We start from the raw sequence: 26,405 nt of genomic DNA, 5'->3' as shown, positions 1-26,405 counted from the left end.
AAAATTCAAACAATGAACAAGCTCAACTTCGCATCTGTCTCAGATGCAGAACAGGAGAACTATGTCTCCGTTCCAACAGAAAAAGACTTTGTATTCGAGTCACAAACGATCTCCATGCTGCGCCAGATGCTGGCGAACGGCGGGCCTGACGAACAGGAGTATCCAATCATCGACCAGATTATGCAGCAGTTATACCGCATGAAGCAAAGTGGGATGATAGGGGAAATGGAAACTGCTTTCCTGCAAAGCATTTTTGGTAATGAATTTTTAGCCAACACCATTCACGGCTACGTGTATCGCAAACCGTTAGGCTATGCAGGCGACTACGCGCTGATCGATATGATCTATACATACGACAGTTTCAACCATCCTGATTACCAAAAGTGGGACCGTTACTTTCACTATCACGCGGCAACAGAGGCAGTGCGAAACCGGAAAGCATTTTTTAAAGACAAATTGCTGGCCAAACTGAAAGACCGCAAATCGCCGCTCAACCTGCTGAATGTAGCCAGCGGTCCCGCGCGTGACCTGTTCGAGTTGTATCAAATGATCGATCCACAGACGCTGCGAACAACTTGCGTGGATATTGATTCCGATGCCATTTCTTTTGCAGGTAACCTTTGTCAACCCTATGAAGATCAGGTTCATTTTTGCAGAAAAAACATTCTGCGCTTTTCAGGAGCTGAGAAGTATGATGTAATCTGGTCGGCTGGTCTGTTTGATTATTTTGAAGATCGCGTGTTTATCATGGCTATCAAACGGCTGCTTACTTTCCTAAAACCTGGCGGTGAGATCCTGATCGGTAACTTTTCAGAAAACAATCCGAGCCGCGGTTACATGGAAATTTTCGGCGAATGGTTCCTGATTCACAGAAGTCCCGAAGAGCTTATCCGGCTCTCCATGGAAGCGGGTGTGAATCGTGCAAACATCACCGTAGAACAGGAGCCGCTGGGCATTAATCTGTTCCTCAAAATCCGCAGCGCATTATCCGCAGAGCAGTCAGCACTCTGCATGAACTAGTCTCGCTTACCCAATTCAATTATATCCATACCAATCAAAAATTCTCAATTAACTCAAAGATGAAAAATCGCTTTTTAAAATCCGGTACATTCTGTTTTGTCTTACTATCGTCCCTGTTTGCCACCAGCTGCCGGGAAGACGAACTGCTTTCGGAGCAGGTTACTACCGAAAAAATTTCGGATTCCACGCGTGCGGCCAAGTTCGGGGTTCCTACCAAGTTTGACCAACATGTATTCGCACAGAAAATAGAAGAATATATGGAGCCGCTCGTGGCGGGATACGGCTACACCATCTACAATGACGGTGTTCCTTATTATGTGTCCAATGGCGGCGATGGTTTTGCGCGCAAACCTGTCGATACTCCTTTGCAATTCCACAGCGCAATGGCGAAACAGGAAATTTCTAAGGTGAGCCAATATGTAACGGCCATTGCGGTGATCCACGCACTTCAAAAGCATAAGGTAGACCTGGGTTCAGCGGTGTGGCCTTACCTGCCCAAATACTGGAAGCCAAGTAAGGAATTCAAGACGCTAACCTTTGAAAGACTGCTGGCGCACCAGACCGGGCTGATTGATTACCACGACCATTACAAACTGTCACTGACAGTCTCAGGCGATGTGAACAAAGCTGTTTTTGAAGCCAAGACTGTTAAAAACGACGACGTGAACTACCTGTTGCTTGGCATTATATTGCCTTATCTGGAAGCGAAGAAGCTCGCTATACAAGGAAACAGCACAAAGCTGAACAGGCTGGAACAGTCGAATGACAATTTTTTTGAGTATGGTGAACAGTTCCGTGCTTATGTGAGAGAGAATGTGTTCAAGGCTGCTGCACTGGAAAGTGCAAGTGTGATCGACTGGGGCGGCTGGAACGAAAAAGGCACTATTCCATCTTCGCAGGCCAGCAAGGGATACCCTACCAAAAATGGCGATGAGCCGGGAACGAAAAAGGTGCAGCACCTGGTCGACTGCGGAGTGACCGGCTTGTACATGAGTGCAGAGCAGTTTGCGAAATTACAATCAGCAGTTGCCCAGTTCAGGATTGTCAGCTTTGATAACCTCAACAGGATGAAATCCAAGCTACTCGGTTTTGACGGAAGCGTTGCAGGCAAAAAGAGCATTTATTACTGGAAAAAGGGCGAAGAAAATAATTGCGAAGCGATGATCATGGATTTTGGAAAAGTGCAGGTTGCAGTATTCGCTACCTCCACACACAGCCAGATCTCCAATCCTGCGGTGCTGTCGCAGATGTATGAGGCTTCTTTTAAAGAGTTGTAACAATTACATTAATATCAGCTCCAATGGCATTTAACTTTCATCATCTCATCGAGAACTTCGAATTAAGGGAACTGAAAAGTGAGACAGATATAGTTGATCATCTTACTTTAAGAAGAGAAGTTTATAAAAAGGAGTATTCCGGCGAATACATGGACAACCAGTACGATCTGTTGCCCAGTGACTGGAAAGCAAACCTGATCGGCATATTTTCAGGAGCGCGGCAGATTGCAACAATCAGGGTTGTCAAAAGACAGGTTAATGCAGCAATTGAAAAGCAGTTGCAAACTATTAACCATCAGTTTGATCTGCAAATCAAGCCTGACTTTTCAAATGTTCTGCCGACGGAATATGCATTTGATCTGGATTGTCAGGGACGGCCGGGCTATAAAGATGCGACCGTTGAGCTGAGCAGGGTTGCAGTATCCGACGAATTCCGGGGCCTGGGTTTGTGCAGGTTCGCCATGCTGGCGGCGGTCGGGATTTCAATCCTGGATAATGCCAAGTATTTTCTTTACTCCTGTTCGACCGGCTCGGTCAGGTTCCATGCAGATCTTCTGCCGATGATGGAGGGAATCACGGCGAAGCAAAACAGCGCAGGTTATCCGGGATTCAAATTCCCGACCTCGTCTGCGGCGGTTCTGTCTTCGGTCGAGCGTATTTCTCAACAACAAACGAACCAGGCCATTCTTGCAGGTATTGTGTGCAGATACGGAATGGGGGTGTTGGGCGATAATTTCTTTGCAAAAACCAATGCCGCCCAGCAGTTGCCGTCTTTCGCTTGATAAACCTTTTAATCATTGCTCATGGATTCAATGACGAAGTGCAACCACAAATCTTCGGAGCATTTAAGCGACACTTTTAAGCCTGTCTTTTATCAGCTGGACGATGTAGATGACAAGAAAAGGCTGGACTTTCTACTGGAACGAAATCCTGATGTCATGATTTTTGATACAATCTACGATCAGCTTTTTGAACTGGTAAAAATTGAAAACGCTGTTAAGAAACTAGATGACGAGCAGGCAGAGGCAGAAATCCGGAAACATCTCGATGGTCGGAAATATGCGGAATATGGTGTCTGGGTGTTTTACCCATGGAGCAGGAGGCTGGTCCATCTGCTTGACTGCGAAGCGTTTTATAAAGTCAGGACAAACAGGAATAATTGTAAAATTACCACCGGGGAACAACAGGTTCTATCAACAAAAAAAGTGGGCATCATTGGCTTGTCAATCGGACATGCTGTTGCAATGACGCTCGCCACCGAGCGATCAGTCGGCGAGCTGCGCCTGGCGGACTATGATCAGATTGAACTTTCGAACCTCAACCGTATTCAGACAAGCACGCACAATCTGGGCATGAACAAGGCGGTTGTTGCGGCCCGGGCTATCGCAGAGATCGATCCGTTCATTAAAGTGCAGGTTTACCGGAGTGGAATTTCGGAAGGCAGTATTGATCAGTTCCTTACAGAGGGAGGGAAGCTTGATGTGTTGGTGGAAGTATGTGATGGCATCGATGTTAAATTCATGGCCCGGCACAAGGCGCGTGAATATGGAATCCCGGTGGTGATGGACACCAGCGATCGCGGAATGATCGACATTGAGCGTTTTGATATGGAGCCGGAACGCCCGGTCTTCCACGGATTGTTGAACGATGTTGATGCTGGCTTTTCGGGGAATCTGACAACGGAAGAGAAAATAGAATTGGTAGGTTCGATCATCGATATGAGCAAAATTTCGGATCGGTTGAAAATTTCTATGACTCAGATAGGCAAGACGATTTTATCCTGGCCGCAACTGGCTTCCTCGGTGGCATTAGGCGGTGCTATTACTGCAGACAGCTGTCGAAAAATCCTGCTCGGCACCAATGTGAAGTCAGGAAGATATTATGTGGATATAGATCAAATAATCGGAGTCTGAATGGCTCCGATTATTTGGTTTTTTATCGAAATCGATTGGATGTACTTGTCAAGATCCACTATTAGCACCACATTGGCAGTAGAAAAAAAATCAGTATTCGGGCCAAATATTTCCTGCCCAGAGTTTATCTTCCGAGCAGGAATGCCATTTCAAAAATACCTGCTTATTCTAATCGGTTGAAACCTTCGGATCACTCAGTTGTAACAATGCGCAGCACCTTATTCAATCCTTCGCTGCTCAGTTGTAACAAATAGAGTGCAGGAGAATGGCGTGATCTGAGCTGTACCTTTTCAACATCTCCGGTTAATGTAACGCGTTTTTCTTCCACAACCCGGCCACGCACATCCCGCAATTCCAAGAGCAAGGACTTGCCTTTCATCCCTCTCACCTCTACCGCAATCTCCCTGCCCGATACCGGGTTACCCAATACCGAGATCTGCGTTACAGTAGTTGGTTCAGCCACGCCCATGCGGGTATTGATCGGAGTAACAGGGCAGACTTCCCGGACATTCCAGACATAAGTGACTGTCACTCCGCTTTGAACAGCATTAAGCGTGATCAACGGTGCGTCGGCGGCGGTACGGAGCTCGTAATCCAGATACTGGTCAGGATTTGTTGTCCAACCGGTTATACCTACCGCGGAAAAGCTGATGGATGTGCCGTCACCGCCCATTGTCTTGAACCTGACTGCACCCGTACTGCAATCATACGCTGGTGGAAGCATGACAAGCGCGTCCCCCACGGGCGGTTCCAGCGGGCATACTTCACGAATATTCCAGACATAAGTGACTGTAATACCGCTTTGCATCGCATACAAAGTAATCAGCGGCGCGTCCGGTGCGGTGCGGAGTTCGAGATCCACAAACTGATCTGCATTCATCGTCCAGCCGCTAATTCCAATGGCGGAAAAGCTGATTGCCGTACCATTGCCTCCGCTAGTTTTGAATCTGAATGCACCCGTTTTACAATCATAAGCTGGCGCAAGCAATACCAATGCGTCTCCCACAGGCGGTTCCAATGGGCATACTTCACGAATATTCCAGACATAACTGACGGTAACACCGCTTTGCATCGCATACAAAGTAATCAGCGGCGCGTCCGGCGCCGTGCGGAGTTCGAGATCCACAAACTGATCTGCATTCGTCGTCCAGCCGCTAATTCCAATGGCCGAAAAGCTGATTGCCGTACCATTGCCTCCGCTAGTTTTGAATCTGAATGCACCCGTTTTGCAGTCATAAGCTGGCGCAAGCAATACCAATGCTTCTCCCACAGGCGGCTCCACAGGGCACACTGCACGGATACTCCATACATAAGCGACGGTAACACCGCTTTGCATTGCCGACAAAGTGATCGACGGGGCATCTGCTGCGGTTCGGAGCTCGAAATCTACAAATTGATCGGGATTTGTAGTCCAGCCCGTGATACCAACAGCTGCAAAGCTGATCGCCGTTCCATCGCCTCCGGAGGTCACGAAAGTGAATGCGCCTGTTTTGCAATCATAAATAGGTGCAAGCAATACCAGCGCGCCGCCCACGGGTGGCTCGACCGGGCAGGCTTCCCGGATATTCCAGATATACGTGATGGTTACGCCACTTTGCGTTGCCGATAAAGTGATTGGTCCGGCGGTCGGTGATGCGAGCACGTCCAGGTCTATAAACTGGTTCGGATCAGTTGAAGATACCGTAATTCCTTCGGCTGCGTAAGTAATGGTTGTTCCGTCGCCACCGGTTATGTTAAATTTAAAAGCACCAGTGGTACAGTCAAAGGTAGGGGCCTGGAATACAAGGGGCGTTTCTACCACAGGCTTGACGGTTATCGTTGCAATTGCCGTGACTTCGCAGGCACCGGTTGTACAGGTTACAGAAACGACCATATCTTCTTTGAGTGGCCCGAGGGTGATGGATTCGGTAGTCTCTCCGGTCGACCATAACAGCGAGCCTGAGCATCCGACAGCTTTAACAGTTGCGCTGGACCCGGACGGGATTGTAACATTGGCAACTGTAACAGGCGCGCACCCGGCTGTGGTAACCAGGAAGGGGCCGGTTACATTTTCCGTCGCCACTTCCGAGTCTGTGATAACAGTTACGTTCCGGAAACCTACTACCGCGTTGCCGGCAATCTGGATATCTGCCTGCAGTTCACCTGCACTCAACACAGTAGTACTTACGATACTGATATCCTCTCCCAGGTTCAATACCGAACTTTTGTTGAAATTGGTATTAACCCCATTTACTGTGACTGTTAACGTTTGTCCAACTGAGCCAGTTGGAGGAGTTATACTGGTGATGGTTGGCGCGAGCGTTGCCGGAGTTACTGAAAATAATCCGATACCCGTGGCGGTCTCTGTCTCGCCACCGTTCAGCGTTGTAGTAATGGTCACATCTTTGAAACCAAGAACTGCACCAGCAGAGATTTTAACAGGGATCTCTATCCTGGTCGTGGAAATGACCGTCGGGGTTCCCGTGGTGATATCGTCGCCAGCAAAATCTACAGATGAGGAGCTATTGAAATTGGTGTTTGTACCCGTGACGGTCAATGTCAACTCACTGCCTACCGGAGCGGCCGACGGCGCTATCAGGGTAACTGCGCTGGAAACGCCGCCTACGATCAGGTTGTAGACCAGATTTTGAAACCTCTCAGTGTCTGCCGGATTTCCGCTGTTGACATCCGGGAAAAACACGAATATACCGCCCGTTTCCTGTGCGATGAACGAGTAAGTATCTATGGCAGACTCGGCGGCAATTAAGTCATTGACGAGATTCACGCCGGGCTTGCCGTCCTTGTTGTCTGATGGCGGGAAGGTATCTCCCGGATTGCTTTCCCCTTTCGAGACCGAAACAGAAGACGCTCCGCTGCAGGTACCTGACAAAAGGGTGCTTACCGACACTTTTCTCAGAATCTTGTACAATTCCACAACGGATTCCTTGCTTTGTCCCGCATGCGCATCGGCGTCGGTGTAGAGGATAATACTTCCTCCATCCTTGATCAGCGGATCGACAGCCTTAAGTGCTTCCACAGAAGCTTCCGGACAATCACTCCCACCTGAGGCGAACAATGCTGATACCTGTGCTATGATCACACTCAGATCACTCGTCGGAGGCCGGATGGTGACATCGTCCTTGAAGGTCACCAATTGAAAAACGGTACCAGTACACGTCGCGCTGGAAGCAAACTTATTCAGGTAGGTAATGATCCCCTGCCGAACACCACCGATTTCCTCTGACATACTTCCGGTATCATCCACTACAAATACAATGTCGGCGGGACGGTTTGGCCCGTCGTCAGCTCCATCTTTATGGAACATTGCTGCCTCGTCTGCGTTCACTTCATTCGTCCCCAGCTTTGTGGTGTGCATAATTGGATTTCCGGGGGAATCCCGGTGGGGTAAACCTCTGCTATGACCGAACTCGTGCATCAGTACTTCTCCCGTGGTCTCGTTACTTAGTCCGGACACAATTATAATCGATGAGCCAGGTGTGTCTGCACATGCGAGTGCCGAACCTGTGGTGCCGCAAACAAGCTCTTTGGCACTGCCCATAATTGCGGTAACTATTTTCACGAATGCACTTTTGTCATCCATGACCTTCCTCAGCTCAGCCTGCGTATTGATCACATCCATTTGATCGTCAGCAGCGCCAAAAGTTCCCATTGATCCGGACGGCGCCACTGTGACCATACATGCCACATCCTGCTCATCATTTACAATATTGTTACATTCCTGAAGAATTTTGGTTCCATAAGCGAGACTTGCAGTAGCTTTCTCCATTGTAAAATCGGCAGCTGGGACTGCCGGATGTTTTCCAAAGGTGAGGCTGTGTTTGTGTTTAATAGGAGACGGATCGATATGCTTATTGATTTGAGCAAACGAACTTATAGAAAGGCAGGATACCACAATGAACAAGACTATCTTTAATCTTTGATCGGAATATTGCGTTGGTGATTTCATAATTATATTTCCTTTCCGAATAGTTTTCTTGCACCATACATTTTGACCTTCTCATTCAATGACATTGCGTCATTAACATTGTCTATCCAATCTTTTCGCAAATCTTTCCTTTTACTCATTTCGCTTAAAATCCTGTAAGCTTCCGGCCGGCCTGATATACCAAGACCCTGAATAGCTTGTCTGCTTAATACCTCGCTTAAAGCTTCTCTTTTATAAATGCCGTAGCTGAATGCAAGCTTCTTTTCCTTCCAACTATTCAGGTTATTGTAGTTTGCGAGTTCAGTTAAAGCCAGCCTGTCTCCACTTTGAGCAATATGCCCAAGAGCCTGAAATGCTGATAAAACAGCGCGGAATCTGTCTACGGAAATTTCACCTTCCTGGCTTTGAATAAATTCTAGCAATGGCTTTGTCGCAGATGGGTTGCCAATATATCCGATAGCGGCTACTATGTTTCCCCAAAATCGTTCGAAGTCGGGATTATTAAGCATAAGAAGGAGTGCAGGAACCGCGGTAACACCATATAATTTTGCCTCATCATAAGGAAGCCCATGTATATATTCGCGCGTTACAAACGTCTTTAAGTCAACTTCCGGCCGGGAAGGTTGGCCGTGGAGGTTCAGGTAGCTCATGAAGACTACCATAAACAGTAGGATATTTACCTTCATAAATTCTTTGAGTTGAGTCAGATGAAATGATGATTTGTATTGTAAAAATTACCCACAATCAGGGCACAGTAATTCCAGTGGACGCCTGTCGGATCCCGATACTTTAATAATAAAGAATGGCTGGGCTAAGAAAATGATCAGGCGACCAATTGCCGCATCGTTTTTTTAAGATGTAAAATAGCAAGCGCGGCGAGAAGCGAGAAAAAAGAAGAAGAAACTGTAAAGATTTGCATAAGTGTAAGGTTGAGTTGTCATGAAAATCTAACTCGGAGCTGGGGCAGCGACATTACCAAACAGTATCACACTGTTTCATACAAAATGATATGGCACAAGCCACATACTTGTAAGCAAAGCAGGCAAATCAACAAGAAATTTTTTTGGTAATTCAATAAAAACACTCGATATCACCGTCGGTATCTAGCTAAACCAAAACGGAAACTATATTCAATTCTCTAAATATAGTTGTGATCAAATGTTCTCTAGCAGAAAAGCTAGGCGGGCTAAATGTTCTGAAAAATTAATTAAAAATAAATCGTTATCCCAAAATATCTACCGATTTCTTTTTTTTTAAATCTTCGTAATTACGAAATGGCTAAGAGTTTCACTTTATCTGTCAACCAGAGTTGAACCATAAATGTGCATGCAATTATACCGGAAGAAGTACAATTTTATATTTTGAATAGAATTTGTAAACAAAGAAGCCCTTCAACCAAGGGTGAAGGGCTTTTGTGCCCAGAGCCGGACAAACGTCGAATCAATTTTTCGAAGAGCTCATAACGATTTTCCATTTTAATATTAAAGTTTCGTTGACTGTAAAGCCTCCATACAGGTTCACCCCGTTTTTCATGGCAAAGCTGATAGCACGATCAGTATTGCCATTCCCACCGGGTTTATACGTACCAGCGGCCACCCACACTTCATCCCCGGCAACGGCAGCATTGATGACTGCCTGCAAATCGCCGCTTGCATTAGCCCAGGAATTAGTCCCCGAACCCGTTCCGTTTTCTTTTACATAAAATGTGGAAGCCAGCGCACCAGACGAAATGCTGGTCAGAAATAAAACAAGTAGGTAGCAAGCTGCTGCACGCAAAGAGACATGAAATGGGGCATTAGTTCTTTTTGCAGGAAGTAAACGTTGAGTCATCTAGTAATGACAAAAGCCCCTCAACTTGCGTTGAAGGGCTTTTGTATCCGCAACGAAACAAATGTCGAACCGGATGCTGGATGATTTGCAATTGTATGACCCAGATATCTGCATTAAGTTCATTAAATGCTTCTCCTTTCGATCAGCTTTTCTGAGTTATGTTCCGTCGGAAAGCGCTACTCTTTTACTATTTTCCTGATTTCGGTAATACTTCCGTTGTCAAACTTTAGAATGTTTAAACCAGGAGACAGCGTGTCTATCATAATAATGTTGGACCCAGGTTGTAAAATCTTGCTTTTATGAGATAGTACTCTCCCTGATACGTTATAATGGGTAATGTTCCAAGTGCCTTTCGTAATTGCATTAATTTCGATGTATACTTTATCAGAACCAGGGTTTGGATAGAAATTTCCGACCAGGTTTTTTTCTGTATCGCTTCCCAATGCAATTGTTTTTGAGTAAGCATATTTGGTGTCCAGATCTATCATTTTCAGGCGGTAATATGCTTTTACGGAAGGTGTTTTGGGGTCAATGAAAGTGTAAGTGCGTGATCCGTTTGGTGCTTGCGTGCCTATTTTTTCAAATGTTTTTGCATTCATGCTCCTTTGGATTTCGAAATGACTGAAATCAACTTCGGAGCTGGTTTTCCAGGTAAGCTCATTGCTTTTCTCAACGGCTTTTCCTGTGAAAGAAATTAATGTCACCGGTAAAGGTTGCGCAATTGATTTCGCTATAAAGCCGCTAAATCCTGATACAGGGAATGTCACTTCCCAAATGGAATTGGTTGCATTCCAAACAAAGCTATAATCTCCTGCATTCCAAGAATTTGCGCCGCTTGGGATATATGTGGGCGACCCGGAATAATTCAAGCCTGTCGGACTGGTCCCTGCAAATTTAACGATCTGGAAGTTGGCAATACCTGATACATCATCCGGACCGGTCGGTAAAAGGCCGGCACTTATGGTTGCATTATAGGCATCAAAATCGGATTGTGAGAAGTATAAGGTTACCGTGCCGGTTGCTGTGTTAGCGTTGGTGGCTGGTGTAATTTCATAATGCCGCGGCACATAGCTGAAAGGTGGGGTTGTTTCAAGCCAGCTCTTGATAGTAGCTTCCGTAAAGCCGTTTGTGGGTGCTACTTTGGCTATATATTCACAACCATTGGCTACCAGGGGCGTTGAGGCTACATTTTGCGTGTTGGTCGTTGCCGCAGTCGGAAGAGAGACGTTGCCACTGCAAGCCGGGGCGACAATATTGACAAGGTAATCTTCCGTCTCGCCCAGGCGATAAGCTCCGCAGGCACTTTCAGTTACGTCACCGTTGCCGGATATAACCCTCATGCGCGTTAAACCTGGCAGGGCAGTTTCCGGAATGGTGATAGAACCAGTTAAAGTGTATTCCGGTGCAAAGTTTTCTGTTGAGAGATACACTCTTTCCCCTGGCGCATCGAAACTTCCGTTATGGTTAAAATCAATCCAGACAGACGTAAAACTAGTGAAGAAAGCGCCACAGCTAGTCATCCCAATAGAAATCGGAATCGTGTTTGCTGCTGTAAGATTCGGAGCAGCAGCGAGGGAGCTGTAATCTGAATATCTGCTGAGCACCGAGCCCGGGCCTCCGGTCTGACCACAGGTAGAGGAATTATTCAATTCGCCCACCGTAACATTGGCTATATCCGCAGAATTGGCATCGCTTGAAATGGAAGTACAGGAGCAATACAGGTAAGGACCTTGCACAGCCACCGGTGTGGATATGGTTGTGCTTGCGCCGGTCGGACAGGTTACTTCGCAGTAAAAATTGTCAGGACCTGTGATGGTCGTAGTGTATGTCGCATTCGTAGCACCTGCAATCGGACCAGCATTATTATACCATTGAAACGTGTTATTGGCAGTATTTATCGCAGGGCTGAGTGAGAAAGTGAAACTCACCTCCGGGCAAACCGGGTTTTGCGTGGCTACTGCATTTAATTGTAACGGAGTTTCGGTGCAGGGAGGAGGTGGTACAATATGGATCAGATAATCTTCCGTTTCCCCTGCTTCGTAATTTTGGCAGGCAGAATTTAGTGGAGCTTGGCCAGCATTCATAACGATGCGCATTCGGGTAACCCCTAGCGATGCAGTGATTGGGATCGTAAAAGAACCGCCGAAGGTTAATTCCTGAACACCTCGTGCCTGAGTGATGAATTCACCCGGACTTTCAAAAGTGCCATTGCGGTTATAATCTATCCAGATAGCAGTATAGAAAGGAGAAGAGGTCGCGCCAGAGGTAATTGAAAATGGAATCGTGCCTAATTGATTAAACACGGGCGCGTCCACCACGGTTGTAAAGTCGCCATAGCTACCCGCCACGGAACCGGGTCCGCCGGTTTCAGAAACAGTAGTCGAATGGTTTAATGTTCCTGCTGTTACATTAGAAATATTTGCTGATGGCGCATATTGGGGGGCAGAAGGGCAATAGCATAACAAGACCGAAACAGGAATTGACCTTGTTGTTTTTGAGCCATTGGGGCAGGTTACTTCGCAATAAAAGTTATCGGGACTTGTAATTGTAGCGGTATAAGTGTTACTAGTTGCACCTGCAATGGGTCCGGCGTCATTAAACCATTGATAGGTGTTGCCAGTTGTATAAATGACTGGACTCAGAGAAAAAGTATACCTTGCTTCCGGGCAAACGGGAAGTTGTGTAGCGATGGTTTTGGTTTGTATCGGGTCACCGGTGCATGCAGGAAGTTCCCCAATGCTGACTAAATAATCTTCGGTTTCTCCCTCTCCATAATTTTCACATGCAGAGCCTACCGGGTTTTGACCGCCATTGGTAATAACTCTCATCCGCGTAGTGCCCGGCAAAGCGGTTGGAGGGATCGTAAAAGAACCGGTCAATGTCTGGTTTCCTGAATTTGGCACTGCGGTTTGATAAGCCTGTTCATCAGGACTTTCGAAAATGCCATTCTGATTGTAGTCAATCCAGATGGAAGTGGCGGCGTTGCCAGTGTTTGCACCAATTTGTATTGAAAATGGAATTGTAGCTAATCCATCAAACACAGGCGCATTAATCACGGTTGTATAATTGGAATATCTATTGATAACGGAGCCGGCCCCTCCGGTTTGAGAAAGATCAGAAGCGTTGTTCAGTGTCCCTGCCGTGACATTAAAAATGTCCGGACCTGTGGTATTGTTAGCAATAGAATTGCAATAGCATTCATTAAAAGGTATTAAACTAATGGCAACCGGAGTCGATTGGCCTGTTTGGGCCGTTTGACTGCATGTGACCTGACAATAGAAATTGTCGGCATTTGTAATGGTCGCCGTGTAGGTTGGGTTGACAGCACCCGCAATAGGACCGGCATTGTTAAACCATTGGTAAGTAAAACCGACAGCTTCAGCACTGTTGAGCGCGGAAGTTGATGAGAATGAGAGATCAATGGTTCCATTGAAGCAAGCAGTTGTTTGACTCGCAAGGGTATTTCCCGGTGCAGGTGCACCATTGCAAAGGGGCGGGGCTACAATATTTACCGTATAATCTTCTGTTTCACCACCCTCGTAACTTCCGCAAGGGTCTTCATATCCAACTGCTGCGGTAATCACACGCATTCGTGTTTGGCCGGGCAATGCATCTCCCGGAACCGTGATTGTACCTGTTACAGTAGGATTTGGTTCAAATAGGGCTCCCGACCGATACGCAAGTTCACCATTGCCGAAATTTCCGTCATGGTTATAGTCGATCCAAATTGAAATTTTAACGGAATGATAACCATTGCAATAGGCGACGCTTACAGAAAAAGGAACGGTTAAAGATCGTACGATATCCGCCGCAGACAGTTCGGTGTAATTCGAATAACTGCCCGGCACAGATCCTGTGCCAGCCGTTTGATTGCAAGTTGAAGGATTACTTAATGTGCCGATCTCCACCTTTACTATATCCTGGACTCCGCCACCGCCGGAGGCGCAATAAGTTTGAGCGTTGATGAGGCCGCTGCTGGCGAGACACAAAAGAATTGATAAAAATGTTGAGTAGAATTTGGTTTTCATCCGAATGTAGTTAAGGTCTTTTGGTCGTATCAGGCGAGGTCTTATCGCTGGCAATGCCCTTTGTTCAAAAAGCAATGCAAGGCTATAAGCGGTAAGTTGTGATACAAAAGACAGGAAATGGTAGGCAGTGCACAATAGCAAATACTTGCTATCCCTGCGTCTAGGGAGCAAGTTGATGGGCTAGCGTATTTAAATCGATAATACTGGTGAGTTCGCAAATTTCTCACGCCAATTTCGACAACGTGTCCAGCTTCGGTTTAGTCAATTGAACCGGAGTCGAACCATTGAAGGGCTGACAAGGGGTAAAGATGAGGTTTTAATAGAGCTATGAAAGCAAAAAAGCCCCTCAACTTGCGTCGAAGGGCTTTTGTACCCAGAGCCGGAGTCGAACCGGCACGAGTGTAACCTCATTGGTGTTTGAGACCAACGCGTCTACCGATTCCGCCATCTGGGCATTCTCTTACTTGTTGGGAGTGCAAAAGTAGACAGAAAAACAGATTAAGCAAGTGTCAGACGGAAAAATTTAAGATCAATTCACATTTAAATTTCGCAAGGCTTCTAACCTCTTTATTCATAGCGCAATGCTTCTATCGGGTCCAGCCGCGATGCTTTGATAGCCGGGTAAATGCCCGATATTACTCCTACAAACACGCAAACTGCAATTCCCATTGCCATCCAAAGCCATGGGATAACAAATGAGCTTTCGCTGCTGATAGAGGTGGAGATCACATTCCCGATAATAATCCCCAGGAAAAGTCCGCCGATACCTCCCAAAATGCAGACGACAATGGCTTCGATCAGGAATTGAAATCGAATAACCCGCGGCGTGGCGCCGAGCGACTTGCGTATTCCTATTTCGCGCGTCCGCTCGGTTACTGACACGAGCATGATGTTCATCAAAGCAATGGACGCGCCGAGCAGCGTGATAATGCCAATACCGAACCCGCCCAGACGAAGGTACCCGGAGACTTCTTCAAAATTCTTTGCAATCGCATCTGCGCGGTCAATTTCGAAGGAATCTTCTTTACCCAACTGGTCCTGGCGGATCGTGCGCATGATGCCGCGTGCTTCTTCCACTATAAAATCCCCGTCTGCAATATTGGGTGCAGAGGCTGTGGTACTATAAGCAAGTGTCTGGTTGGCTGCCAGTCCGCGTGCGTTTTCCAACGGGATCAAAATAATGCGGTCCGAATCATTGTCTCCGCCGAGCGATCCTTTCTTTTGCAAAACACCGATAACCCTGTACCGGCTGCCCATAAATGTGATTTCCTTGTTGACCGGATCAGCGCGTTCAAACAGCTTGCGGGCTATTTCCTGACCCAGCACAGCCACATTGAGCGACTTTTCCATATCGTTGCGGTCAATATTCCGGCCCTGATCGATCTTGTAACCTTTGATCCCGATATACTGATCGTCTGTTCCTACTACACTGCTGTTTGGATTAGTCTTTTTAGACTGGTAATTGACCTGAACTGCACCCGCAATGTCCGACGAAAGCGAAACGCGGGCATCGTATGAGTCTTTAAACTTCTGCGCAAATGCGACCGCCTGCCGGTAGTTGATCGGGGGATACTGCTTGCTGCGCCTGCCGCGGCTGAAAAAGCCGTCGTCGTACCGGTTGCGAATGGTAAAGGTATTGGCACCAAGGTCTGCGAAGCTGCTGTTCACGGAACTTTGAATTCCTTCAATGGCGGTGAGTATACCCACCAGCGAGGTTATGCCAATTGCAATGATAAGTGCGGTAAGTACCGTTCTTAGCAGGTTACTTTGAATGGACTTGAGGCCTTCGTCAACATTTTCACGGATATTCATAAGTACGGTAGCGAATGCACCAGAATGTATTACTCGTCGTTAAAAAGACCTGGGTTCCGAAATAGCAATCAACGTTACAGGATAGTACAGTTTCTGATCGGTTGATTTTATTTCTATATTTAATCATTACAATATGTAAAACTGCGCATGAAACCGGAAAGAATCAAACCAGTGATACGCCTGATTGTCCCGCTTATCATTTTTTTAGTTATCTCATTCAAAGGGATGTCCAACAGGATTTTAATCCCGATGGATGAAAGTCAGAAAAACCATTTGAAGGCTTATGGGATATCTTTCTGGATATTGAAAAATTTTGAAATGGAAATGGACTGGCTGCTCAACTACCGCGGCGGCAGCTTTATGGTGGCACACAACCAGCAGCTCGCTTCTGAAATGACGGTGCGCGGGGTCAGTTTCGAGGTGATTTCAGAAGGACAGGCAGGACAGATCCTCTCGCAGATCAGCGCGCCGGATGTGAATATGGATGCGGTGAAATTGCAGAAAGCGCCTAAAATCGCGGTTTATTCACCCAAATCGAAATTGCCCTGGGATGATGCGGTGACCTTGGTATTGACTTATGCGGAAATACCTTACGACGTGATTTACGATGAGGAGGTGCTGAGTACCAAATTGCCAGAATACGATTGGCTGCATTTGCACCATGAAGATTTCACGGGTCAATTCGGAAAATTTTATCAGTACAAGGATTTCCCCTGGTACCGCGAGCAAAAGAAGGAAGCCGAAGAGACTGCTAACAAATTCCAGTTTGCAAATGTGCCGCAAATGAAGCAGGCGGTCGCCAAGCGGATCGCCGAGTTCGTGGCGGGAGGCGGTTATATGTTTGCGATGTGCAATGCAACGGATACATTTGATATTACCCTCGCTGCCGAAGGGATCGATATTGTGGACGCCATGTACGATGGCACACCCGCTGATCCGACGGCAAACAGCAAGCTGAACTACGAAAATACATTTGCATTCAGGGATTTTAAAACAATTCCTTACCCATACGAGATCGAGTTTTCGGACATTGACAATCAGCCCGATGAACGTGGATTGAGTGAGTCCAATGATTTCTTTTCACTCTTTCAGTTTTCTGCCAAATGGGACCCGGTACCCAGCATGCTGACGCAGAATCACAAGACGATCATCAAAGGGTTTTTGGGACAAACCACTGCATTCAAAAACAGGCTGATTAAGCCAGAGGTAATTATTCTCGCTGAGAACAAATCGGCGAAAGAGGCAAGATACATTCATAGTACACATGGAAAAGGCTTTTTCACCTTTTATGGCGGCCACGATCCGGAGGATTACCAGCATCGGGTGGGAGAAGAGCCGACGGACCTGAACCTACACCCAAATTCGGCGGGGTACCGCCTGATTTTGAATAATATTCTGTTTCCGGCGGCAAAAAAGAAGAAGCTGAAAACCTAGTAACAGTTTCCTGTTCTATAACACACAAACCGTGCGGATCCGCACGGTTTTTTGCTTTTGTAAAAGGAGGTAAGTGTCTGTTGATAAGTGTGTTATCCATTGGCATGATATTCGGACTAGGTAAGGTATTATTAGCCATGAACCTTACTTAAAAAGAAAGCCTCGAAATGGATCGGGAAATTGCCCCTCACTACCTGAAAAACGCCCGCTACCGACGGTTGCTATTTGTGCTGGCCGCCGTCGTTGTGCTCGGGTTTGTTATTTATTTTTTTCGAAAATCACTTTCCAGCACGGTGGAAAGTGCGCGGATCAGGACTGCAGTGGTTGAAACCGGAGATGTTGAAAATACATTGACAGCCAGCGGAGAGATCATTCCTGCCTACGAGCAGATCTTTACCAGTCCGATCCGGGCGAGTATCAAGCGCATCCTGATCACGCCTGGCACACAGGTACGGCCGGGACAGGCGCTGGTCGAGCTTGACAAGTCATTGACCGAGATCGAGTTCGAGCGTTACCAGGACCAGCTTGCATTGAAACGGAACGGGATCGATCAGCTTAAAATGAAGCTGAACAAGGATCTGTACGATGCAGAAATCAACGATCGGATCAAGTCTTTGAACATCAACAAACTACGGGCTGATTTTGAAGATGCAAAGCGCCTGCAGAAAGTAGGCGGCGGTACTTTTGAAGACATTACCCGCGCAGAAAATGCATTGAAAATAGCCGAGCTTGAAAAAAGCCTTCTGGAAAATGACCTGCGCTACAACCGGGAATCAATGGGTGCCAGCCTGAAAGAAACCGAACTGGGTGCGCAGATTGAAGGAAAGAACCTGAAAGAGCTGCAACACAAGCTGAAAATGGCCGATATCGTGGCCGATCGGAAAGGCGTACTTACCTGGGTGAACGAAAATATCGGCTCGTCGGTGAATGAAGGTGAAATGCTGGCCAAAGTCGCCGACCTGGGCAGCTTCCGGGTTGAAGGCAGCTGCTCCGACGTATATGCAGATCAGGTGAAGACGGGCTTGCCCGTTATTATCAGGATCAATGAAGCCGAAATGCGCGGCATGATCACGCAGGTGAAGCCTTCTGTGAAAGACGGGGTGATCGGGTTTACGATTCAGCTCGAAAATGCAACCAACGAATCGCTCAGGCCCAACATGAAAGTGGAGGTATATGTGGTAACCAACAAGAGCAGCAATACGCTGCGGGTTGCCAATGGACCGGCATTTACCGGGAAGAGGAAGCAGCATGTATTTGTACTGCAAAATGGCGTCGCTTATCGCAGGGACGTGGAGCTGGGCTTGTCCAATTTCGATTTTGTGGAAGTAAAAAGCGGGTTGAAAGCAGGAGAGAAGGTGATCCTCACGGACCTGAATGCGTATGAACATCTGGAAGAAATCACCATTCAATGAGCGCGGCGATGAGAAACTTCTTCCATTTGATATTTATGCTTCTGGCTTTCTCCGCCTACGGACAGGTGCAGCAGCTGACGCTCTCCGAAGTAGTGGAAATTGCGCGGGAAAATTCCATTGCTTCCAAGCAGGCGGCTACCCAGAAGAAAACGAACTACTGGCAGTACCGTTCTTTTCTCGCCGATTACAAACCGCAGCTAAGCCTCAGCGGCACGATCCCGGGATTTAAAAGGAGTTATATAGAAGTGGTGCAGCCCGATGGTACGATCCTGTTCCAGCCGGTTTCCAACAACAATGCATTGCTGGGATTGTCACTCAGCCAGAGCATTGCGCTCACCGGTGGCAAGGTTTACGTGCAGCAGCAAATGCAGCGGTTTGATGATTTTGCAAGAAATACAACCCGGTACAATGGAGTACCTTTCGAGATTGGTATTGATCAGCCGCTTTTCAAATTCAATCCTTTGAAATGGGACAGGAAGATCCAGCCGCTGAAATACCAGGAGGGGAACCAGCAGTTTGTACAATCCATGGAGCAGATTGCGCTTGACGCTACCGGGTACTATTTTGATCTGCTGGTCGCGCAGGTGAATCTGCAGATTGCCGAGAAGAACAGGAGCAACAATGATATTTTGTACAAAATTGCGCAGCATAAACTGGAATTGGGTAAAATCTCGCAAAATGACCTTCTTCAACTCCAAATGGGTTTGCTCACTGCGCAAAAAGACCTCGCCTCTGCCCGGCAGGCCGCGGCAGTAGCTTCGCTGAAATTGAAGTTATTTATGGGCCTGAGGGACGAACGCGCCATTGCATTGGGTATCCCATTGGAGACGAAAGAGTTTGAAGTGGATACCCAGGTTGCACTTGACGAAGCTTTCGCGAACCGCTCAGCAGCAATCGGGTTTAAAAGGAAACTTCTGGAGGCAGAGCGCGACGTGCAGTCTGCCCGGAAGGACAATGGGCTGAATGCGTCGCTGGTGGCTACTTTCGGGTTATCGAACCAGGGCAGGGTGCCTGGTGACGTGTACATCAGTCCGCAGGACCGGGAGTTTGTCGAATTGCAGCTGGTATTGCCGATATTAACCTGGGGACGAAACAAGGCGCGGACGGAAGTAGCACGTACCAACCAGGAATTCGCACGGCAATCAGTAGAGCAGGATAAGTTAACCTTTGAACAGGAAATATTTACGCAGGTAACCCTTTTGCAAATGCTTCAAAAGCAGGTAAAACTCACCCGCACTGCCGACGATATTGCTGCCGAAAGGTACCAGATCGCCAAAGAAAGATTCATCCTGAGCGACCTGAGCGTAACCGACCTCGGCATCGCAACTCAGGAAAAAGACATTGCCAGAAGAGATTACGTGCTGGCATTGCGAGACTACTGGCAGTCGTATTACAGTTTGAGATTATTAACTCTTTATGATTTCGAAGCAAAAAGGAAGATAGTTTATTAGGAGGAAGGGGAGGACGGAGGAAGGGGACGAAAGGGGGTATGAGTGTTTACCGTCTGAAGTCCGCATTTATTTCAAAATCAATGTTAATACCTTTCTTCCCGTTCCTCCATCCTCCTTTTCCTCCGTAAAAGTCATTCACTCATTCACTCATTAAAAATGCGCCATGATTAATCTTCAAAATGTTGAGAAAGTTTACCGGACGAGTTCTATTGAAACGCTTGCTTTGAATAACATTAATATTCATGTCAAGAAAGGAGAGTTTGTTTCTATTATGGGGCCGTCGGGCTGCGGTAAGAGTACGCTGCTGAATATTATGGGGCTGCTTGACGAGCCTTCCAAGGGGCATATCGAGATTGATGGCAGCCGGGTAGAGCAGTATTCGGATAAAAACCTGGCCCGGCTTCGCAATCAGAAATTGGGTTTCATTTTTCAAAGCTTTCACCTGATCAATGATCTGTCGGTGATAGATAACGTCGAAATTCCGCTGCTTTACAGGAATAGCTCTGGTAAGGAGCGCAGGGAACTGGCGCAGGAGGCGCTGGAAAAAGTGGGGTTGAGCAACAGGATGAAGCATTTTCCCAAACAGCTTTCCGGCGGACAGAAGCAGCGTGTCGCCATCGCCCGGGCTATTGTAGGTAAACCCGAAATTATCCTGGCTGACGAACCTACAGGAAACCTGGATAGTGTAATGGGGAATGAAATCCTGAATATCCTGCAAAAGCTGAACAGCGACGGAGCGACGATCGTGATGGTAACCCACGACGATGCGATGGCTAAAAAGACCCACAGACTAATCCGCCTTTTCGACGGAACTCAGGTGGGATAAGGGGGAATGGGGAAAGGAGGAAAGGGACGAAGGAAGAAGAAACAAAAGTCCATCCTCCCTTTCTCCATCCTCCCATTCCTCCCCAATAAACAGATTTAACAACAAAGCACAATGCTAGCTAACTATATCAAAATCGCCTGGAAGGTTCTGCTGCGGCATCCTTTCTATACTTTTATAACACTGTTCGGCATTAGTCTTACCCTGACTGTGCTCATGGTGCTGACCTCCTTCCTGGACCATCTGTTTGGGACGCATTACCCGGAAGTGCGGCGGGACAGGTCGCTTTATATCGGGACTGTTATGCAAACGGATTCCACTATGAACAGCATGTCGTCCGGACCGGCTGGCTTTGGGTTTTTGGTAAAACATGCCAAATCCCTGAAATCTGCCGAACGTGTGAGTATCTTTTCCAATTTCAGCTTTTCCAACACCTATGTAAATGGAAAGCGGATCAAGCTGAATACCAAATATACCGACGCTGACTTCTGGTATGTGACGGGGTTCGAGTTTCTGGAAGGAAAGCCTTACAATGAAAACAATATCGCAAATGGCGATCATGTTGCTGTGATTACTGACGCATTGCGTGACCAGTATTTCGAGCCGGGTTCAGGATCTGTGGTCGGGCGAAATATTGAGATCGAGAATGTCATTTACAAAGTGATAGGAGTGGTAAAAGGCGGGCCACCGACTCGGGTGTACACTTACTCGGATATTTACTTCCCTTATACTGCGCCTAAAAGCAACTATGAGAACAAGGGAATGCGTGGCCGGTTCATTGCAATCGTGCTCGCCAAAGACCGCGCCGACCTTCCTGCGATCCAATCAGAATTTGACAGTAATATCTCGCGCATTCCTCTGGCAGAGATCGAGGATGGACAGAAGTTTACGGTACTGATCGTGAAAGCGGACAAGTACTTTAATCATTTTCTCAACACACTGGCCCGGTCCGATTCACAAAAGCTGATCTTTTATGCAATCGTGACGCTTGTGCTGGTCATGTTTATGGGTTTGCCTGCTATTAATCTGGTGAATGTAAATGTGAGCAGAATACTCGAAAGAGCGTCTGAAATCGGTGTCAGAAAAGCATTCGGTGCGCCGGCGAAGGCGTTGCTCTGGCAGTTTATCATCGAGAATGTATTTATCACGTTCATTGGCGGTGCATTCGCGCTTATTCTCTCTTTCGCAATTATCAAAATGATCAACGCCAGCGGCTGGATCGCCTACGCCGACCTGACGATCAACCTGCCCGTTTTCGCCATCAGCATCGCAGTTTGCTTGATCTTCGGTCTGCTATCCGGCGTGTTACCCGCATTCAGGATGTCAAAGCTGAGGATTGTGGAGGCTTTGAAGGGGTGAGAAAGGAGGAAGGAGGAAAGGGAAGAAGGAGGAAAGGGAAGAAGGAGGAAAGGGAGGAAAAAGGGAGGGTAGGCATAGCAGGTCGTAAATCCGGAATTTTCCATCCTCCTTCCTCCATCGTCCATCCTCCCCAAAAATTCAGTCATTCATCATTCAATAATTAAAAATGCTCTCACATCTTTTTAAATTGATCTGGAACAAAAAGGGGGCTCATGCTTTGCTTATTGTGGAGATATGGGCTTCGTTTCTCGTCCTGTTCGGCGTGCTCTCGCTGATTGTGTACAATGTGCGTAACTACTTGAAGCCTATTGGTTTTCAGTATGAAAAAGTCTGGGTTGTCGACCTGGCGAATAACCAGGACACCGTAAATGTAGCAGGCAAGCTGAACCGGATCATGGAACGGATCAGGACTTACCCGGAGGTAGAATCTGCTTCACGGATGAGCAGTAACACGCCGTTTTCGGCCAATCAGATGAGCAATTCGGTGAGCTACAAGAAGGTAAGCATCGGCAGCGACTTCTATTATACCGATGCGGAATTGTCGGAAACCATTGACCTGCCTGCCGTCAGGGGAAGGTGGTACCGCGATGCCGATCTGGTCTCCAAGTTTGTTCCCGTGGTGATCAACAAGGCATTGGAAGAAAAGTTATTTCAGGACGAAGTCGCAGTGGGCAAGGTATTGGGCGGTTCGGATAAGGTTTCTTTTAAAGTAACGGGAGTTGTAGAGCGGTTTAAGGCAAAAGGTGAATTTATGTCTGACAGCCCGGCAATGTTCCAGCTGATAAAGAAAGACGATGCATGGAATTCTAATGTGCTGATCAAAACAAAACCTGGAACAGACGCGCATTTCGAGGCGAGACTTGTGAAGGATATCGCGATGATGGCTCCGGGCTGGGGTATAGAAGTTACTTATCTGAAAGAATCCCTCAAAAACAGGCATAACCTGACACTTGTGCCGGTTATCATCTTCCTGATCGTAAGCGGATTTTTGCTCACCAATGTTGCACTCGGCCTCTTTGGTATTTTGAACCTTAACATCGGTAAAAGAAGAAATGAGATCGGGTTAAGGCGTGCGATGGGCGCAACCGAAGGAAAAGTCGCTATCCAGTTCCTGGGTGAAATATGGGTGCTGGCAAGTTTTAGTCTCCTCCTGGGCCTCGTTTTCGCAGTACAATTCCCGCTTATGCACGTTTTCGATCTCGACAACGAAGTATATCTGGTCGCGATCTTGGCGGCGATCGTAGTTATTTATATCATTGTAACCCTCTGCGCCTGGTTCCCCAGCAAACAAGCCGCCAGCATACATCCGGCGGTAGCGCTGCATGAAGAGTAATTTTAAATGAGTGAATGACCGGGAAGAGTGAATTACGATAATTGATTAAGTCTAATAGCTAACAGCTGAAAGCCAACAGCCGAAAGCCGACAGCCGAAAGCCGACAGCCCCATATTTATGCTCCTTATAGTCGACGACGATATTGCAATCCGGACTTCCCTGACTTTACTTCTCCGAAACGAGGGGTTTGATGTGAAGGGTGTTGGCTCGCCGGAGGAGGTTTTTGAGGTTTTGACATCAGTTACGCCGGAGTTGATTTTACTTGACCTTAACTTCTCTATCGAGACCTCCGGAAAAGAAGGAATGCAGCTTTTGCAGCGAATCAAGAAAAGCTATTCCGCCATTCCGGTGATTTTGATTACGGGCTGGGGTACGATCGACCTGGCTGTGAGAGGGATGCGGGAGGGTGCCATTGATTTTATTACAAAACCCTGGCAGAATGAATACCTCCTGCAATCCGTGCGCACGATCCTGAATCTCGCACAGCAGGAGCAGAAATCGGAAACCCGGCGGAAGCTGGAACAGAAGTACCATCTCGAAAACATCGTTGGACAAGATCCCAAGCTGCTCGAAATCCTTTCTACTGTGGGGCGGGTCGCCGCTACTGATGCGCCGGTATTGATTACCGGTGAAAGCGGGACAGGGAAGGAGCTGATTGCGGAGGCAATCCATTCCAACAGCAAGCGGAAATCGCGTCCGTTCGTAAAGGTTAACCTGGGCGGTATTTCGTCTACATTGTTTGAAAGCGAACTTTTCGGGCACGTCAGAGGCGCATTTACAGATGCGAAGTCTGACCGGATCGGACGGTTTGAAATGGCCAATAAAGGGTCGATTTTTTTGGATGAAATAGGGGAGCTGGATTTGCCAAGTCAGGTGAAATTGCTGCGTGTTTTGCAGGAAAGGACATTTGAGCCGCTGGGAAGCAGCAAAAGCAGGACGGTGGATGTGCGCGTGATTTGTGCTACTAACAGGAACCTGGAAGAAATGGTCGCACTTGGCACTTTCCGGGAAGACCTTTACTACCGCATTAACCTGATCACGGTGAAGCTGCCTGCACTCAGGGAGCGGCCCGACGACATTCCGCTGCTCTCGGCGTTTTTTGTAAATAATCTCAAAACCATTTACCAGCGCCCCGACCTGCAACTCAGTCAGCCTGCATTGAAGTGGCTGAGAACATTGCAATTGCAGGGGAACATTAGGCAGCTGAAAAACCTGGTTGAAAGGACCGTTTTGCTCTCGCCGAAAGACACGCTGGATATTGCTGATTTTCAGAAAAACCTGTCTGCGGGTGGACAGCCTGCTGCCGCGAAAAACCTGCCGGAAGTAGGAAGTATTACGCTTGAAGAAATGGAATACCAGATGATCAGTAAAGCAATGCAGTTTCATCAGAATAAGATCAGCAAAGTAGCGCGGTCGCTGGGTATCACTCGGTTTGCACTCTACCGAAGGCTTGAAAAGTATGGTATATCCTTCGATCCTGACGAACAATGAGGCTATCTACCCGCGCCAAATACATCAGCTACATTGCGGTACTGCATTTGGTGTTAATCATTCTGGTTGCCAATCTGCTTTCTGAAAACAAGCCATTATTCATTGCTTCCGAGGTATTTCTGTTGTTATCTGCTGCCGCATCCATTCAGCTGTACCGAAACTTTATGCAACCTATCCAATTTGTGAAATCCGGGATCGAAGCGATCAAGGACAAGGATTTTTCGATCAAGTTTGTGCCCACAGGCAAGGGTGAAATTGATACCCTGATCGAAGTTTACAACCTGATGATCGACCAGCTGCGGGAAGAGCGCACGCGCCTGCACGAGCAGCATTTCTTTCTGGAAAAGCTCATTGAAGCCTCGCCGATCTCCATTGTGATTCTCGACTATGACGAGAAAATCGATTCTCTTAACCACAAGGCGCAGGAACAATTTGGTGCGGTTGCGGAACAGTTACATGGAAAAGCATTGAATGAAACCAACCTGCCGCTGTTGCACGAGCTGGTGGATATGCAGGATGGAGACTCGCGTGTAGTGAAGACAAATGGCGTCGTGACCTTCAAGGTGCAACGCTCGCATTTTATGGATAAGGGTTTTAAAAGGTCTTTTCTGATGATCGAAGAGCTCACGAACGAGCTGCTGGTATCCGAAAAGAATGCGTATGGAAAAGTGATCAGGATGATGGCGCATGAAGTGAATAATACGCTTGGCGCCACCGATTCTATTTTACAAACTACCCGCAATATCCTGACTGATCCTGGTTTTACGGAGCTTAAAGAAGCACTCGGCGTTGCATCGGAGCGAAACGGGCGACTTACTCGCTTTATGCGGAATTTTGCCGATGTGGTCAGGTTACCGACACCCAATCGCGCAACTGCCGACTTGTCCCTGCTGGTTCGTGATGTAAGTACTTTTATGCAGGCAGCGGCATCTGAGCGTCAGGTTTCCATTCAGTTATTTTTGCCGGAGGCACCTATTGTTAAAAGTGTCGATACCGGCCAAATGGAGCACGTTCTGGTGAATGTGATCAAGAATGCAATGGAGGCTTGTGCGCCTGGGAATGTAATTGGAATACATCTGACTCAGTCGCTGCTGCTGATCAAAAACAATGGCACGCCTATTGAGCAGGAAGTGAATGCAAGTTTGTTTAATCCGTTTTTCAGTACCAAAAAAGATGGTCAGGGAATTGGTTTAACACTGACAAGGGAAATCCTCGTGAACCACAATTTCGGCTTTTCGTTGAAAACGGAAGAATACGGCTGGACTGTTTTTCGGATTGAAATGGAAGAGTGAATAAG

The 26,405-nt window shown here is 47.3% G+C and carries 17 protein-coding genes and 1 tRNA gene; 12 read left to right on the top strand and 6 right to left on the bottom strand.

Annotated elements, in window-relative coordinates; genetic code table 11:
- Nucleotides 1-12 precede the first annotated feature (12 nt).
- Genes ASG33_RS10645 through ASG33_RS10630 form a run of 4 tightly spaced genes read left to right on the top strand, consistent with a single transcriptional unit; the run spans nt 13 to nt 4,210 of the window.
- The gene (locus tag ASG33_RS10645) at nt 13-1,020 is read left to right on the top strand and encodes a class I SAM-dependent methyltransferase (protein WP_056284218.1); all 1,008 of its coding nucleotides are present in this window, start codon (nt 13-15) and stop codon (nt 1,018-1,020) included.
- 59 nt (nt 1,021-1,079) lie between these two features.
- A complete protein-coding gene (locus ASG33_RS10640) occupies nt 1,080-2,297 on the top strand; it encodes a serine hydrolase (protein ID WP_056284212.1) in 1,218 nt (405 codons plus the stop codon).
- Between the two features lie 23 nt (nt 2,298-2,320).
- A complete protein-coding gene (locus tag ASG33_RS10635; protein WP_056284209.1) occupies nt 2,321-3,079 on the top strand; it encodes a hypothetical protein in 759 nt (252 codons plus the stop codon).
- 21 nt (nt 3,080-3,100) lie between these two features.
- Complete coding sequence (locus ASG33_RS10630; protein WP_056284207.1) at nt 3,101-4,210, top strand: ThiF family adenylyltransferase; 1,110 nt, start codon at nt 3,101-3,103, stop codon at nt 4,208-4,210.
- Between the two features lie 190 nt (nt 4,211-4,400).
- On the opposite strand, the gene ASG33_RS10625 is transcribed toward ASG33_RS10630, so the two are convergent.
- The 6 genes from ASG33_RS10625 to ASG33_RS10600 form a co-directional block, all read right to left on the bottom strand.
- On the bottom strand, nt 4,401-7,976 hold the full coding sequence (locus tag ASG33_RS10625; RefSeq protein WP_056284204.1) for a zinc-dependent metalloprotease family protein: 3,576 nt from the start codon (nt 7,974-7,976) through the stop codon (nt 4,401-4,403).
- Nucleotides 7,977-8,158: 182 nt separating this feature from the next.
- The gene (locus ASG33_RS10620) at nt 8,159-8,821 is read right to left on the bottom strand and encodes a HEAT repeat domain-containing protein (protein WP_056284201.1); all 663 of its coding nucleotides are present in this window, start codon (nt 8,819-8,821) and stop codon (nt 8,159-8,161) included.
- A gap of 754 nt (nt 8,822-9,575) precedes the next feature.
- Nucleotides 9,576-9,965: a hypothetical protein gene (locus ASG33_RS10615; protein ID WP_157474698.1), complete on the bottom strand. Its 390-nt coding sequence runs from the start codon at nt 9,963-9,965 to the stop codon at nt 9,576-9,578.
- Between the two features lie 176 nt (nt 9,966-10,141).
- Nucleotides 10,142-13,993 carry a GEVED domain-containing protein gene (locus ASG33_RS10610; RefSeq protein ID WP_056284187.1) on the bottom strand — a complete coding sequence of 1,284 codons (3,852 nt, stop codon included), beginning with the start codon at nt 13,991-13,993 and terminating at the stop codon, nt 10,142-10,144.
- Nucleotides 13,994-14,363: 370 nt separating this feature from the next.
- Nucleotides 14,364-14,447: transfer RNA gene (locus tag ASG33_RS10605), tRNA-Leu, on the bottom strand.
- A 113-nt stretch (nt 14,448-14,560) separates the two neighbouring features.
- On the bottom strand, nt 14,561-15,805 hold the full coding sequence (locus ASG33_RS10600) for an ABC transporter permease (RefSeq protein WP_056284185.1): 1,245 nt from the start codon (nt 15,803-15,805) through the stop codon (nt 14,561-14,563).
- A gap of 147 nt (nt 15,806-15,952) precedes the next feature.
- Here ASG33_RS10600 and ASG33_RS10595 point away from each other — a divergent pair, with 147 nt between their 5' ends.
- The 8 genes from ASG33_RS10595 to ASG33_RS10560 all read left to right on the top strand — a co-directional run bounded on the left by ASG33_RS10595 (nt 15,953) and on the right by ASG33_RS10560 (nt 26,400).
- Nucleotides 15,953-17,239: an asparagine synthetase B gene (locus tag ASG33_RS10595; protein ID WP_409012514.1), complete on the top strand. Its 1,287-nt coding sequence runs from the start codon at nt 15,953-15,955 to the stop codon at nt 17,237-17,239.
- A 167-nt stretch (nt 17,240-17,406) separates the two neighbouring features.
- Complete coding sequence (locus tag ASG33_RS10590) at nt 17,407-18,651, top strand: efflux RND transporter periplasmic adaptor subunit (protein WP_056284182.1); 1,245 nt, start codon at nt 17,407-17,409, stop codon at nt 18,649-18,651.
- An 8-nt stretch (nt 18,652-18,659) separates the two neighbouring features.
- Nucleotides 18,660-20,102 carry a TolC family protein gene (locus tag ASG33_RS10585; RefSeq protein ID WP_056286355.1) on the top strand — a complete coding sequence of 481 codons (1,443 nt, stop codon included), beginning with the start codon at nt 18,660-18,662 and terminating at the stop codon, nt 20,100-20,102.
- A 163-nt stretch (nt 20,103-20,265) separates the two neighbouring features.
- Nucleotides 20,266-20,928 (top strand): ABC transporter ATP-binding protein, encoded by a 663-nt coding sequence (locus ASG33_RS10580; protein ID WP_056284175.1) that lies wholly within the window; start codon nt 20,266-20,268, stop codon nt 20,926-20,928.
- A 111-nt stretch (nt 20,929-21,039) separates the two neighbouring features.
- Entirely contained in the window at nt 21,040-22,284 is a 1,245-nt protein-coding gene (locus ASG33_RS10575; RefSeq protein ID WP_056284172.1) for an ABC transporter permease, read from the top strand.
- Between the two features lie 166 nt (nt 22,285-22,450).
- Entirely contained in the window at nt 22,451-23,617 is a 1,167-nt protein-coding gene (locus tag ASG33_RS10570) for an ABC transporter permease (RefSeq protein ID WP_056284166.1), read from the top strand.
- Between the two features lie 117 nt (nt 23,618-23,734).
- Complete coding sequence (locus ASG33_RS10565) at nt 23,735-25,108, top strand: sigma-54 dependent transcriptional regulator (protein ID WP_056284163.1); 1,374 nt, start codon at nt 23,735-23,737, stop codon at nt 25,106-25,108.
- Nucleotides 25,105-26,400 (top strand): PAS domain-containing sensor histidine kinase, encoded by a 1,296-nt coding sequence (locus tag ASG33_RS10560; RefSeq protein ID WP_056284154.1) that lies wholly within the window; start codon nt 25,105-25,107, stop codon nt 26,398-26,400. The genes ASG33_RS10565 and ASG33_RS10560 overlap by 4 nt, the downstream gene beginning before the upstream one ends.
- Nucleotides 26,401-26,405 lie beyond the last annotated feature (5 nt).

Origin of the sequence: Dyadobacter sp. Leaf189, from assembly GCF_001424405.1 — a bacterium.
Lineage (GTDB): Bacteria > Bacteroidota > Bacteroidia > Cytophagales > Spirosomataceae > Dyadobacter.
Note: the sequence above shows the minus strand (reverse complement) of the source record. Positions and strands in the feature narration are given on the sequence as shown.

Bases quoted from the DNA above. Each gene is read 5' to 3' on its own strand.
- ASG33_RS10570 (WP_056284166.1), top strand. From the start codon at position 22,451: ATGCTCTCACATCTTTTTAAATTGATCTGGAACAAAAAGGGGGCTCAT.
- ASG33_RS10610 (WP_056284187.1), bottom strand. From the start codon at position 13,993: ATGAAAACCAAATTCTACTCAACATTTTTATCAATTCTTTTGTGTCTC.
- ASG33_RS10560 (WP_056284154.1), top strand. From the start codon at position 25,105: ATGAGGCTATCTACCCGCGCCAAATACATCAGCTACATTGCGGTACTG.
- ASG33_RS10590 (WP_056284182.1), top strand. From the start codon at position 17,407: ATGGATCGGGAAATTGCCCCTCACTACCTGAAAAACGCCCGCTACCGA.
- ASG33_RS10640 (WP_056284212.1), top strand. From the start codon at position 1,080: ATGAAAAATCGCTTTTTAAAATCCGGTACATTCTGTTTTGTCTTACTA.
- ASG33_RS10565 (WP_056284163.1), top strand. From the start codon at position 23,735: ATGCTCCTTATAGTCGACGACGATATTGCAATCCGGACTTCCCTGACT.
- ASG33_RS10595 (WP_409012514.1), top strand. From the start codon at position 15,953: ATGAAACCGGAAAGAATCAAACCAGTGATACGCCTGATTGTCCCGCTT.
- ASG33_RS10635 (WP_056284209.1), top strand. From the start codon at position 2,321: ATGGCATTTAACTTTCATCATCTCATCGAGAACTTCGAATTAAGGGAA.
- ASG33_RS10575 (WP_056284172.1), top strand. From the start codon at position 21,040: ATGCTAGCTAACTATATCAAAATCGCCTGGAAGGTTCTGCTGCGGCAT.
- ASG33_RS10585 (WP_056286355.1), top strand. From the start codon at position 18,660: ATGAGAAACTTCTTCCATTTGATATTTATGCTTCTGGCTTTCTCCGCC.
- ASG33_RS10630 (WP_056284207.1), top strand. From the start codon at position 3,101: ATGGATTCAATGACGAAGTGCAACCACAAATCTTCGGAGCATTTAAGC.
- ASG33_RS10645 (WP_056284218.1), top strand. From the start codon at position 13: ATGAACAAGCTCAACTTCGCATCTGTCTCAGATGCAGAACAGGAGAAC.
- ASG33_RS10620 (WP_056284201.1), bottom strand. From the start codon at position 8,821: ATGAAGGTAAATATCCTACTGTTTATGGTAGTCTTCATGAGCTACCTG.
- ASG33_RS10615 (WP_157474698.1), bottom strand. From the start codon at position 9,965: ATGACTCAACGTTTACTTCCTGCAAAAAGAACTAATGCCCCATTTCAT.
- ASG33_RS10600 (WP_056284185.1), bottom strand. From the start codon at position 15,805: ATGAATATCCGTGAAAATGTTGACGAAGGCCTCAAGTCCATTCAAAGT.
- ASG33_RS10625 (WP_056284204.1), bottom strand. From the start codon at position 7,976: ATGGAGAAAGCTACTGCAAGTCTCGCTTATGGAACCAAAATTCTTCAG.
- ASG33_RS10580 (WP_056284175.1), top strand. From the start codon at position 20,266: ATGATTAATCTTCAAAATGTTGAGAAAGTTTACCGGACGAGTTCTATT.